The 12,373-nt window shown below is 61.9% G+C and carries 13 protein-coding genes; 4 read left to right on the top strand and 9 right to left on the bottom strand.

Annotated elements, in window-relative coordinates; all coding sequences use genetic code 11:
• Position 1: 1 nt before the first annotated feature.
• Positions 2-1,087: an extracellular solute-binding protein gene (locus HBO05_RS14890; RefSeq protein ID WP_169953363.1), complete on the top strand. Its 1,086-nt coding sequence runs from the start codon at positions 2-4 to the stop codon at positions 1,085-1,087.
• 20 nt (positions 1,088-1,107) lie between these two features.
• On the top strand, positions 1,108-2,217 hold the full coding sequence (locus HBO05_RS14885; RefSeq protein WP_170043417.1) for an agmatine deiminase family protein: 1,110 nt from the start codon (positions 1,108-1,110) through the stop codon (positions 2,215-2,217).
• Here HBO05_RS14885 and HBO05_RS14880 read toward each other — a convergent pair.
• From HBO05_RS14880 to HBO05_RS14870, 3 genes are all read right to left on the bottom strand, one after another.
• Positions 2,214-3,275: a hypothetical protein gene (locus HBO05_RS14880; RefSeq protein ID WP_169953367.1), complete on the bottom strand. Its 1,062-nt coding sequence runs from the start codon at positions 3,273-3,275 to the stop codon at positions 2,214-2,216. The two genes, HBO05_RS14885 and HBO05_RS14880, sit on opposite strands and share 4 nt — an antisense overlap.
• 116 nt (positions 3,276-3,391) lie before the next feature.
• Positions 3,392-3,778: a RidA family protein gene (locus HBO05_RS14875; protein ID WP_172313109.1), complete on the bottom strand. Its 387-nt coding sequence runs from the start codon at positions 3,776-3,778 to the stop codon at positions 3,392-3,394.
• A 27-nt stretch (positions 3,779-3,805) separates the two neighbouring features.
• Positions 3,806-4,942, bottom strand: coding sequence for an FAD-dependent oxidoreductase (locus HBO05_RS14870; protein ID WP_169953371.1), 1,137 nt, complete (start codon positions 4,940-4,942; stop codon positions 3,806-3,808).
• A 142-nt stretch (positions 4,943-5,084) separates the two neighbouring features.
• Between HBO05_RS14870 and HBO05_RS14865 the strand changes: the two genes are divergently transcribed.
• Complete coding sequence (locus HBO05_RS14865) at positions 5,085-5,702, top strand: XRE family transcriptional regulator (protein ID WP_172313107.1); 618 nt, start codon at positions 5,085-5,087, stop codon at positions 5,700-5,702.
• On the opposite strand, the gene HBO05_RS14860 is transcribed toward HBO05_RS14865, so the two are convergent.
• Positions 5,696-6,133 (bottom strand): N-acetyltransferase, encoded by a 438-nt coding sequence (locus HBO05_RS14860; protein ID WP_172313105.1) that lies wholly within the window; start codon positions 6,131-6,133, stop codon positions 5,696-5,698. The genes HBO05_RS14865 and HBO05_RS14860 overlap by 7 nt on opposite strands.
• Positions 6,134-6,153: 20 nt before the next feature.
• Positions 6,154-6,816, bottom strand: coding sequence for a metalloregulator ArsR/SmtB family transcription factor (locus HBO05_RS14855; RefSeq protein WP_169953377.1), 663 nt, complete (start codon positions 6,814-6,816; stop codon positions 6,154-6,156).
• 111 nt (positions 6,817-6,927) lie between these two features.
• Here HBO05_RS14855 and HBO05_RS14850 point away from each other — a divergent pair, with 111 nt between their 5' ends.
• The gene (locus tag HBO05_RS14850; RefSeq protein WP_346266495.1) at positions 6,928-7,428 is read left to right on the top strand and encodes a DUF2938 domain-containing protein; all 501 of its coding nucleotides are present in this window, start codon (positions 6,928-6,930) and stop codon (positions 7,426-7,428) included.
• Here the strand turns inward: HBO05_RS14850 and HBO05_RS14845 are convergent.
• The 4 genes from HBO05_RS14845 to soxR all read right to left on the bottom strand — a co-directional run bounded on the left by HBO05_RS14845 (position 7,409) and on the right by soxR (position 12,369).
• On the bottom strand, positions 7,409-9,268 hold the full coding sequence (locus tag HBO05_RS14845; RefSeq protein ID WP_172313102.1) for a DUF3857 and transglutaminase domain-containing protein: 1,860 nt from the start codon (positions 9,266-9,268) through the stop codon (positions 7,409-7,411). The two genes, HBO05_RS14850 and HBO05_RS14845, sit on opposite strands and share 20 nt — an antisense overlap.
• 112 nt (positions 9,269-9,380) lie before the next feature.
• A complete protein-coding gene (locus HBO05_RS14840; RefSeq protein WP_170057782.1) occupies positions 9,381-10,274 on the bottom strand; it encodes a bestrophin family ion channel in 894 nt (297 codons plus the stop codon).
• Positions 10,275-10,351: 77 nt separating this feature from the next.
• Entirely contained in the window at positions 10,352-11,650 is a 1,299-nt protein-coding gene (locus HBO05_RS14835; protein WP_172313099.1) for an MFS transporter, read from the bottom strand.
• A 224-nt stretch (positions 11,651-11,874) separates the two neighbouring features.
• The gene (gene soxR, locus HBO05_RS14830; RefSeq protein WP_172313096.1) at positions 11,875-12,369 is read right to left on the bottom strand and encodes a redox-sensitive transcriptional activator SoxR; all 495 of its coding nucleotides are present in this window, start codon (positions 12,367-12,369) and stop codon (positions 11,875-11,877) included.
• Positions 12,370-12,373: the final 4 nt, after the last annotated feature.

Genomic DNA, 12,373 nt, shown 5'->3' with positions numbered 1-12,373 from the left:
CATGAAGCTGATCCACTGCACCCTGGCCCTGAGCATCGTCATCCCGACGGTACAGGCCGACGAAAAGATCCTGCGCCTGTACAACTGGGCCGACTATTTTGCCGAAGACACCCTGGCTCGCTTTACTGCCGAAACCGGGATCCAGGTGATCTACGACGTGATGGATGGCAGCGAGACCCTGGAGGCCAAGCTGATGGCCGGTGGCAGTGGCTATGATCTGATCTTCCCCGGCGATACGGTGGGCGAGCGCTTGATGCGCGCCGGCAGCCTGCAACCGCTGGATCCGGCGAAACTTGCGGCGCTGGAGGATATCGAACCAGGCCTGCAACAATTGCGCAGTCATTACCGCGCGTCCAATCAGGCCACAGTGCCCTACACCTGGGGCACGATTGGCCTGACCTATAACGCCGAGCAAATCCTACAGCGCATGCCGAATGCGCCGGTCAATAGCCTGGACCTGTTGTTCAAGCCGGAACTGGCGCGCCAATTTGCCGATTGCGGCATTTCGCTGATCGACTCGCCCGACGAAGTACTGGCCGTCGCGCTGATTTACCTGGGGCGCGAACCGCGCAGTGCCAAGCCCGAAGACCTGGCCGCGGCCAGCGCCCTGTTGCTCAAGCTGCGGCCATACATCCGCAAGTTCCAGTCGCAGCCGGTGACTGACCTGGTCAATGGCAACCTGTGCCTGTCCCTGGGCTACAGCGGCGACATGACCCAGGCGCAACGGGCGGCGGATGCGGCGGGTAAAAAGGCGCGCTTCCAATACCACATCCCCCGCGAGGGCACGACGGTGTGGATGGACACCATGGCCATTCCCGTGGATGCGCGGCATCCGGAATATGCCTACGCGTTTATCAACTTTGTCATGCGCCCGGAGAACATGGCGGCCATCAGCAATTTCACCGGCTACCCCACGGCCAATGCCAAGGCCCGCGCCAGTGTGGATCCGGCCATGGGCAACAACCCGGACATTTACCCGGACGACGCCACCTTCAAGCGACTGGTGGCCGGCCAGGATATTCCCCAGGCCGATATGCGCGCACGCATGCGGGTTTGGACTAAATTCAAGACGGCCGTCGGTCAATGACGGCACCTACAGAGGTACACATGAGCACACGTCGCCAATTCATCAAACAGGCCGCTGTGGTGGCCAGCCTGGGCGCCGCCGCCTCCATGGGGCTGCCCGTGCAGGCGGCACTCCTGGGCCGCTGGTTCATGCCCGACGAGGGTGAGAAACACCAGCGTGCCTTTATCGCCTTCGGCGCCCAGGAGGCGATTCACCAGGACTTTACCCCCGCTGTGCAGGACGCCCTGGGCCGTATCGCCCGGGCGATTGCCGCGTACGAGCCGGTCACGGTGTTCTGCCGCGAAGAAGAGCGTGAGTTGGCCGAAGAAAAATGCGGCACCCGCAACATCACCTTCGTGCACACCGAACTGGATGACATCTGGATGCGTGACACCGGCGCCAACTTTGTCGTGGATGACAATGGCCAGTTGGGCGCGGTGGACTTCAACTTCAACGGCTGGGGCAACAAGCAGCAGCACGCCGACGATGCCGAACTGGCGGCTCACGTTGCCGAGCTGGCAGGCGCCACCTATATCCGCAGCGAACTGGTGGGCGAGGGCGGTGCCATCGAAGTGGACGGCCACGGCACCGGGATCATGACCGAAAGCAGTTGGATCAATAGCAACCGCAACCCCGGCTGGAGCAAGGCCGACGTCGAGGCCGAACTGAAGAGCCGGCTGGGCTTGCGCAAGATCATCTGGTTGCCGGGCATCAAGGGCAAGGACATTACCGACGCCCATGTCGACTTTTACGCACGCTTTGTCTCGCCGGGCGTGGTCATCGCCAACCTGGACACCGACCCCGAGTCCTACGACCACCAGGTGACCTTGGCCCACCTGGATATTCTCAAGCAGGCCACCGATGCCGATGGCCGGCCGTTGCAAATACACACCGTATCGCCGCCGCTCAACCCGCGCAGCAACCGTTTCAGCCGTGACAATCCGGACTACGCCGCCGGCTACATCAACTACTTCGTGATCAATGGCGCCGTGATCGCCCCGCAGTTTGGCGACAAGGCCGCCGACCGCAAGGCATTCGACCTGTTGTCCCGGCTCTATCCGGGACGCAAGGTGGTGCAGCTGGATATCGACGCCATTGCGGCCGGCGGTGGTGGCATTCACTGCGTGACCAGCCATCAGCCTTGGGTTTAGCTTGTTGCCCCGGCCAGGCGCCCGAGGCGCAACCAGCCAATCAACACGGCCGCGATCAGCAAGAAACCCAGGTAGCCAAACAGCGGGTAAACCTGGCCGACCAGGCTGATAAAACCGATCAGGCTGCCGGCAAAGGCCAGTGTGGCAAAGGCCGCCGAACCGACCCGGAATGTACGGGTGCCGGGTGGCAGCAGGCGGGCCGAGAAGGAGTACAAAGTGCCGACGGCGGTATTGAGGATCATCAGGAAGATAATCACTGCCATCAGCAGCCCGAGCGCCGGCGAGACTTCGCTGGCGATGGACAGCATCGGCATCGGCAGATCCGCCACGCTGTCCAGGCGCGACAACAACCCCAGGCTCATGACCAGCATCAGCAGGCCCAATATGGCACCGCCGAGAATTCCGCCCCAGACTGCCTGTTTTTCGCTTTTCGCCGCGCCGCCCATGATTGCCAGGATCGGTACGCCGGCCACAATGTTGTAGGACACGTACAGCAATGCGCCGAGCAGCCAATGGCTGGCGCCGGCACTCTGGCGGGCGGCCAGTTGGTCCAGTTCAGGAAAGCTCAGGCCTCGGGTGGCAACGCCGTACAGCGCCACGCCGACTGCCGTGAGGATCAAGAACGGGGTGACCGAGCCGATCAGGCCGATGACCTTGTGCACATCCAGGCACACAATAACGATCACCACCAGGGTGACCGCCACGCTGCCCAGGGTGGCCGGGATGCCGAACTGCTGTTCCAGTAATGCGCCGCCGCCCGCGAGCATCACCACCGTTACCGCAAACATGAAAAAGGTGATCATCAGGTCGACCAGCACCCCCAGGTGCCGCCCGCACAACGCATACACCACATCTTTATGGGAGGTGGCGCGCAGGCGGTTTCCCATGCCCGCCAGCGCCATCCCAAGGAAGGTGAACAATGCCGCGCTGAGCACTGCGCCGAGCAATCCCCATACGCCGAAATCGACGAACATCAGCAACAGTTCCCGACCCGAGGCGAATCCCGCACCAACGATCACGCCGACAAATGCACCGGCAATCTTCAGACTCTCTTTCATGACGACTTCCCTTGAATTGTTTTTGTTAAGGGGCGTGCGAGCTTGCTTGTGAAACACCGCAGGCGTAACGCGCAGTCCTTGAACCAACGCGTTGCCTTGAGGTTTGTGGCGAACTATCAGCGGGTAGGCGGGCCGACCCAGGCCTGGACTTCGATTTCTACATCGACCCCCAGCGCCAGTTGCGTACCACCGACCGTGGAGCGCACCGGGAATCCCTGCTTGAAGTGGCGTGCGTACACCTCGTTGAAACCGGCGAAATGCTGCATATCTGATAGCCACACCGTGGCCTTCACCACCTGGTCAAACCCGGCACCGCATTCGGCCAGGGTTTCGCCGATGCGGCTCATGACGGCTTCGGTTTGCAGTTGGATATCACCGCGTACCACTTCGCCCTTTGGGTCCATGGGCACTTGCCCGGAGAGGTACAGCAGATCGCCCGCCCGAATGGCTTTGGAGAACGGGTAGGGCAGGTGACTGGGATAACGCTGGAGACTTTCTGACATGACAAGGAACCTCGGCAGAGTGAATGATCAGCGCAAGCGGGCCGCAGCCAGGCGCTGTGGTTCTACGCCCTGGCGCCGCAGCGCTTCAGGCAAGGGTTGATCGAGCAATAGGGCGCAGGCCAGTTGCGAGACGCCTGCCGCCGACTGGATGCCATAACCGCCCTGGGCGGCGAGCCAGAAGAAGCCTTCACACTGTTCGTCCCAGCCGACCACCAGGTCGCCATCGGCCACGAATGAGCGCAGGCCGGCCCAGCTGTGGCGTGGCCGTCGAATGCTCAGGGAAGTGGCGGCTTCGATGTGATAAATCCCGGTGGCAACATCCAGCTCTTCGGGCATCACGTCCTGTGGCGGGACCGGGTCGGCGTTGGCCGGTGAGCCCAGCAGTTGGCCGGCGTCGGGTTTGAAGTAGAAGCTTTCATCGATGCCGATAACGGCGGGCCAGCGTGAAAAGTCGACGCCCTCGGGGCCATCGAAGGTGAATGCGGTACGGCGGCACGCTTGCAAGCCGACCGGTGCTACGCCGCATAGCTGTGCAACCTGGTCGGCCCAGGCGCCAGCGGCGTTGACCAGATTACGTGCGCGTATTTGCCGACCGTCGGCCAATGTCAGCAGCCAGTAACGGCCCTGGCGGGTGGCGCCACTCAACTGCGCGTTGCACTGCAAGACCCCACCGGCACGGCGCATCGCCCGCAGGAAACCCTGGTGTAGCGCATGCACATCCAGGTCACGGGCCTCGGTTTCAAGCATGGCACCGGCGATCGCCTCCGGGCGCAGGCAAGGCACCAGTGACAGCGCCTGTTCGCGATCGATCAGCGACACATTGGCTGCGGTTGCCAAGTGGCTGTCGAAGGTTTTTTTCAACAATGGCTGCTGTCCGTGATTGGCAACATACAGGCAGCCGCGAGGCTCCAGCAGTGCGTGCTCGGTAAAGTCTGCCGGTGGTTGCTCGTAGAAGGCCCGGCTGGCGCGGGTCAGCGCTTGAATCTGCGGGGTGCCGTAGGTTTCCATGAACATGGCGGCAGAACGGCCAGTGGCGTGATAACCCGGCTGGCTCTCACGCTCGAGCACCACCACACTGGCCTCACTTGCCAGGCGATAGGCCAGTGAAGCCCCTGCAATGCCCCCGCCGATAATGGCGAAATCGAAACAATCGCGGTCCTGCATGCCTGAGTACCTTCTGTGTGCGAATGGGTTTTTCTCGTTTTTGATAATTCTCACATAAGAGAAATGTAGGGTATGAGAATTTCCCAGTCAAGCCTTCCTCGTGGGTTAATATTCCGGGCTTGGTCCACGACAGAGAGTCAGCATGAGTTCCGATCAGACAGCGCCCGCTTCGTGTTCCACGGCCCATCCGCTGATAGATCGCAGCCAGGTAGGCGCCCGCCTGCGGGGGATCCGCAAAAACCAGCAGCTGACGCTCAAGCAATTGTCTGAGCGTTCGGGCGTGGCGCTGTCGACCTTGTCGAAGATGGAACTGGCGCAGGTATCGGTGAGCTACGAAAAACTGGCGGCGGCGGCGCGGGCGCTGGGCGTGGATATTGCGCAGTTATTCATCCCGGAAACGACCGCGCCCAACCAGGTCCAGCCCACCGTGGTCAGCACCGCCATAGATAGCGCGGCGGGCTACAGCACGGGCAATTATGACTATCACCCGATGGCCGGGGACTTCCCCGGGCGGCGCATGACGCCGATGTACGCACGCATCTTCGCCCGTGAACTGACCCAGTTTGACGACTACATCCGCCACCCCGGCCAGGAGTTCGCGGTGGTGCTGTCCGGACGGGTGCGGATTCAATTCGAAACGGGCGAGTCCATCAGCATTGGCTGTCGCGAAACCGCTTATTTCAATAGCGGCATCGGCCATATCTACCTCGCCGAAAGCGAGGTGGACGCTGAAGTGATGGTGGTGATGACGGATTACTGAGGTGTGCTGGCGACGCTGTTCATCCAGTATTGCGCTTGGCCGCTGTGCTCATCGATCTCCTCATGGGTGACCACAAACCCTTGTGACAGGTAGAACTGGTAACTGGCGCTGTTGTTTTTATAAACCGCCAAGGTCAGTACGGGCTGCTGCTTCCTGGCGTGCGCCACCAGCTGTTTGCCGAGGCCCTGGCCCTGGCAGTCGGGGGCGACAAACAGCGCGGCCATCTGCTGCTCGAGCAACGAGTAAAACCCCACCACCGTCGATTGACGCTCAATGACGAAGGTCTGGGATGCAGGGAGGTACAGGTTGCGCATGTTCTCGACCTGCGACTGCCAGAAGGCGGCGTCGATAAAGTCGTGGGCTATGAGCGAGGCATCCAGCCAGATCTGCAGGACGCAATCGAGGTCTTTGGGGTCAAGGGGTCTGATCATTTTTTAAGTCTTGCGATGGGTTATTCGACGCTCAGGCCGGCCGCTTTCCAGTCGTCAAACCCGGCGCGCAGCCGGCGTGCGGGCAAGCCATGGGCGTGCAAGGTGTTGATGGCATCGGTGGACAGCACGCAATAAGGCCCGCGGCAGTAGGCGACCACGTGCTTGCCTTTGGGCAGCTCTGCCAAACGCTGTTGCAGGGCCTCAGCCGGGATGTTGAGCGCGCCTGGCAAGTGCCCTGAAGCGAACTCGTCTTCGGGGCGCACATCCAGTAGCACCACGCTCTGGCTTTGCATCTGCAGCAGCAACTCCTCGATGGATATACCCTCCAGGCGGTCACGTCGCGACAGGCTATCGAGGGCTACCTCGCGTATCTCGGCATGCTGGAACGCCAGGTAGCCACGCAATGCTTCCAGCAAAGGCGCCACCGGACCGGCCCCCAGGCTGTACAGCACCCGTTTGCCATCACGGCGCGTCTGCACGATGCCCGCGCGCTTGAGTTGCTGCAAATGCTGCGAAGCATTGGCCACAGACACGCCGGACAGTTGCGCCAGTTGTTCGACAGAGCGCTCCTCCTGGGCAATGTGTTCAAGCAGCGCCAGGCGATGGGCGTGGCCCAGGGTCCGGGCAATGTCGGCCAGGGCGATGAAGTGATCGGCGGGGAATAAGGGGCTTGACGGTTTCATGGCAAAGATCCTAGCATCGGCCAAACATTCAATCAATTAATTGAATGTTTTTTTGCTGGCGCTTCAGCACCGCTGCTGCGCTCACCGCCAATGGTCAAAGGGAGTAGGGACGTGCTTGAGTTTGTTGGGTTTTCGGTGTTTATCGGGGCCGGTGCGACCCTGGTCATGGATCTTTGGGCGTTGTTGCTCAAGCGCTGCCTTGGCATGCCGTCCCTGGATTTTTCCATGGTCGGTCGTTGGGTCGGCCACCTGCCGCGTGGGCGCTGGATGCATGCCGGTATCGCCCAATCATCACCCGTGCCGGGGGAGGGGCTGCTGGGTTGGGTCACCCATTACCTGATCGGGGTGTTCTTTGCGGCGTTGCTGCTGTTGATGGTGGGTCTTGAATGGGCGCGACAGCCTACGTTGCTGCCGGCCCTGACCTTCGGTGTGCTATCGGTGGTCGCGCCGTTCTTCATCTTGCAACCGGCGATGGGTGCCGGCATCGCAGCGTCCAGAACCCCCAGGCCCAATACTGCGCGGTTGCGCAGCACGGTGGCCCATGGGGTGTTTGGGGTGGGTCTGTATCTGGCCGCCTGGGCGCTGCTCCTGCTTACAGGGTCTGCACGATGATCTGGCTCTTGAGGTCGTTGACCATGCTTTCGATCACCGGCTTCATCGCCTTGAAGTCCTCGGGGCTGCACACCGTATTGGCATGGGCGAACTTGAAGTGGCGGGTGATCAGCACCGTGTTGCCTTCCTTGGCGTAGGTGGCCTGGTAGTCAAAGCCGGCCTGTTGCAGGGACTGCGGCTTGGGCACGGCGAGCACGGTGACTTCCTTGGGGAACTCGAAGCGGGCCTGCTCCTGGGTTTCTCCGGAGAGGCAACCGAAGCCTTGGGTGCGGTCTTTCTCGGAGGCGAAGGCAAACACGTTCTGCGCAATGCCGCCGACCAGGCTGCTGAGCGCTGGCACGCCGGTGGGGCCTGGAAGGTTGACCAGGTTGTCGGTGCGCCCTTCAAGGGTGTTCTTGAACGGGTTGCCTTCATCCTGCAGGGAGTCGCTTTTGAACGTGCCCTGGCCCGTTTGCCCGTACCAGCCGAGGACGTTGCGGATCATCGAGTCGCGGTCAGCCGGTTTCATCGCATTGAGCAGGTAGCGATTGAACTCCGAGCCCCAGCCTTCCACGGTGGTGGCATGCACAAAGTCCGCCGCGCCGTTGCTGTCGACCTTGAATAGCAGGTCGTTGGTAACCTTGCCGGTTTGCGCGGCCGGGGTCTTGGCCAGTTCGCCCGATTGCGTCAACAGCACCGGCTTGCCCAGCACCGGGATCGGCAGGTAGCCGGCGGCGATGGCCGTGGCGGTAGAGTCCAGGTACAGATCCAGGGCCGGCACATACGTGATCGCATGGTTGAGCACGCCCAGGGTGGGTACTTTGGCCAGGGTGTAGCTGTTACCCAGGTTGACCAGCACCGGCGAACTCTCGATCGCTACTGCGCGCAGCATGGCTTCCAGCAGGGCCACATGGTCCTTGCAGTCGCCATAGCGGTTGTCCAGCACGGCCTGGGCTGGATGCGGTACTACGCCGCCCGCGCCGACATACACCGCGACATAACGAATGTTCTTACGCACCCAGTCGCTCAGGGCCAGGGCTTTGCTGCGCGGGGTGCTCAGGTTGGCCGTGAGTTCCTTGGCCAGGGCGGCAATGGCCGGCGTCACTTCGACCTGGGCCCTGGCCTCATAGGCCTGGGCGAAGTCCTTGTAGCTGGCGAACGTCGAGACCGCGAGGAATTGGCCGTAATCGACATAGGACACCGCGCCGGTTTCCATGCGAGCTTTTTCCTGCGGTACGTAGTCCCAACGGTACACCTTGCGCCCGGCTGCCGCGGCCGGGGTGCTGGCCTTGAAGCCCCGGGCATCGACGAACAGCGGCTTGTCGGCTGGCAAGTCGTAGCTCAGGCTCAACTGCTCGGCATCGTAGAAGTCCGGCACGAAGAAGTCTTCGAACTGCTGCGGGAACAGCGCCGTAGTGCGCTGGCGCTGGTAGCGCAGGACCAGCCGGTCACCGACCGCCACCTCTGGAAAAATCACCACCTTGACCCGCGAGTCCTGGAACATCGGCGCCTGGGAAGAGGCAGTTTCCTGCTGCTCCTTGATCTGTTCGGCGCCCACCTTCACCTTGCGGCCATCGGGTTTCTGGGTGAAGGCTTGCAGCACTTCGAGGTTTTCCAGGGAGCGGTTGTAGCTCAGCGAACGTTGCGCGTTGTGCTTGATCGCCCGTTCTTCGTTGATCCGCGTGACCAGCTCGATGGTCTGGACGAAACTGCCATCGGCATTGATCACGTAGGACTGTTGGTTTTTTTCGAAGGTGGCCGAGTGGTCGGTTTCATCGGTAGCGGCCTGGGTCATCAGCGAACAGACAGCCAAAAACAGTGCGCCCAGCAGGCGCACAGAGGGCAGGTAAAAGCCTTGCATAGAGATCCTTCTGACTAATGCGACGCTCACTCGGCGGGGAAGAGCGCGGTGTGATAAACGAATCGTTTAATGCGACGCATTATTATATAGATGCTCGAAAAATGCAGGCTTTTTAGTGGTCCCTGCGAACATCCCCCAACGAATCACGCTGCATCGACTGCAGGTTTTTCTCGATGGTTTCGCAGATGGCTTCGGTCTGGATCTGGTGTTCGCTGGAGCGAAACGGGCTTTGCAGGTCAGTGCCGATACGTTCGATGGCCAGCAGCATAAACCCCACCACCGTCGATGCCAGCGGGGTGAACCAGCCCAGGGACTCCACCAGCCCCACCGGCACGATCAGGCAGAACAGCGAGATAAACAGCCGTGGAAAATACACATACGGGTAGGGCAGTGGCGTATTGGCAATGCGCTCCATGCCGCCCTGGCTGTTGGACAAGTCCACCATGGTTGATTCGAGCCGCGCCAGGCGAATACTGTCCAGGCGCCCGGCCTTGTACTCGCGCGCCAGCAGGGCGGCGGAGCCGGTCAGGATGTCGTTGGCAAAGTTGTTGGTAGCACCGTTGCGCGCAAACTCATCCCCAGGAATAAACGCCCGCACTTCCTCCGGGCACGGCTCGCCCCGCAGGTGCGCCGCCAGGCAGTTCACATAGGCCACGTGGCGGCGCAGCAGGGTCGACTTGATCGGGTTGACCTCGCTGCCTGGGTCGTCGAGCAACGTCAGCACCTGCCGCGCAAAGCTGCGCGAATTGTTGACCATCGCGCCCCACAGCGTGCGCGCTTCCCACCAGCGGTTGTAGGCGCTGGTGTTACGAAAACTGATCAGCACCACCAGCGCCGAACCAAGCAGCGTCAGGGGCATCAGCGGCAGGTTGATCTTGGCGTTGAGAAACAGCATGAAGTCCACGGTGACCGCAATATCCCAAAGCAGCAGCCAGAACAGTGCCCAGCCGACATAACCCATGGTCTTGATAATCAGGCGGTACTTTTTGACGATGGCAGCTTTCAAACACAAACCTCCGAGCGGGCGAAAAGCATCAGTGCCCTAGCTCGGACGGTGTTTGCGCAAGAAAGGTTCGCCGCGCCTTACGCGTCGTGCAGGGAAATGCGCGAGGTCTCCGGCAAGGCCAGGCCCCCGGCCAGCGCGAGCAGGGCCACGGCAATCAGGTAAAACGCCGGGGACAGGTTGCTGCCGGTGGTGCTGATCAGCCACGTCGCCACTAGTGGCGCAGTGCCGCCAAAGATCGTGTAGGCCATGTTGTAGGTAATCGCCGAGGCGGTGTAGCGCGTGCGGGTCGGGAAGGTTTCCGAGAGCAGGGCCGCCGTGACCACACCGCACAACACCGCGCCCACCGCCAGCAGCATCACGCCGACGATGGACGCGGCGAACGAGCCGGAACTGGCCATCAGGAACGAGGGATACACCACCACCATCAACAGCCCGCAGGCGGTCATCACCGTGACGCGCCGCCCGACGCGGTCGGAATACCAGCCGGCCAGCGGGCACATTGCCGCAGCGAAGATCAGTGCAATCAGCGACACCAGCAACGCCGTCGCCCGGCTCAGGCCACCGGCCACTTGCAGGTACGTGGCAAAGTAGGTGGTGAACATATAAAACGACAGCGCCGTCAGCGACACAAAGGCGCCCAGGCAGCAGATCGCCGCGCCATGGTTGCGCAGGGTTTCCTTGAGCGGCGAATGGGCCACCGCATGCTCCTGCTTCACCGCCTGGAACGCCGGGGTCTCATCCAGCCGCCAGCGCAGGTACAGGCCAACCAGGCCCAGTGGTGCGGCAATCAGGAACGGCAGGCGCCAGCCCCAGCTGCCCATGGCTTCGGCCGACAGCGAGGCCTCCAACGCATAGGCCACCACCGCCGCCGAGGCGAAGGCGGCAAAGGTCGACACCGGGATAAAGCTGCCGTACCACGCCCGTTTATCGCTGGGCGCGTGTTCCATCAGGTAGGCGCAGGCGCCGGCGTATTCACCGCCGGCGGAAAAGCCCTGGGCGCAGCGGATCAACGACAGCAGGATCGGCGCGGTAACGCCAATCGTGGCATACGTGGGTAGCAGGCCGATCAGGGTGGTGGCCCCGGCCATCAGCAAAATCGTCATCGCCAGGGTGCGCTTGCGGCCGATGCGATCGCCCAGCATGCCGAAAAAAATCCCGCCCAGGGGCCGAAAGGCAAAAGCCACGGCAAACACCGCGAACGTCTTGAGCAACGCCGCGCTGGCATCGCCACTGGGGAAAAACTGTTGCGCGATAGTGGTGGCGAGAAAGCCATACACGGCGAAGTCGAACCACTCGACAAAATTGCCGATACCGGCGGCGACGATGACTTTTCTCAGGGTTTGCGGCGGGACCTGTTCGGTAGATGCGCGCGTCATGGCGGGGCCTCGGCATTTTGTCAGTAAGCCCTCGATTATCGGGAAAGCGCCCGGGGCGGCTTACTTCAAAAGTGTCATCGGCGTAGTCAGCACCGACCTGGCAAGGCCCTGAAGATCAAATGTGGCTGGCTTGCCAGCGATAGCGGTGGGTCAGCCAACATCAACCCCAGCAATGCCGCCGCCATCGCAGCCTCGCCAAGGCTCGACAGCTCCCACCTCGATCTTCAGGGATTGGAAGATTGCATTTCAGATGCGCTAGCGGCGCGCTCGAGGATCCTCGGGCCCGGTCCTTCCTGGCTCAAGGTATCGCCGGGGTTGCGCAACGGGCAGTCGTTAAGCGACAGGCAACCGCAGCCAATACAGTTGTCCAGGCTGTCGCGCAGGGCTTGCAGGGTTCGGATGCGTTCGTTGAGGTTGTCGCGCCAGGCCGAGGACATTTCTGACCATTGCGCGGCGGTCAGTTTGCTGTTCGGCGGATAGCGGCCCAGGGCGCGCTTGATCTCTTCCAGAGGGATGCCGGTACGTTGCGCCACTTTGATAATCGCGATGCTGCGCAGCACCAGCGACGGGAAGCACCGTTGGTTGCCCGCGTTGCGGGTGCTGGCGATCAGGCCCTTGGACTCGTAGAAGTGCAAGGTGGAGATCGGTACGCCGCTGCGCCTGGCCACCTCGCCAATGGTGAGTGAGCGCACGCCGTCCGGGTGCTTTTCTGCTGCCATGGGG

Origin of the sequence: Pseudomonas sp. WS 5079 (assembly GCF_012985465.1) — a bacterium.
Taxonomy (GTDB): domain Bacteria; phylum Pseudomonadota; class Gammaproteobacteria; order Pseudomonadales; family Pseudomonadaceae; genus Aquipseudomonas.
This window is presented reverse-complemented; position numbering and strand designations above follow the sequence as displayed.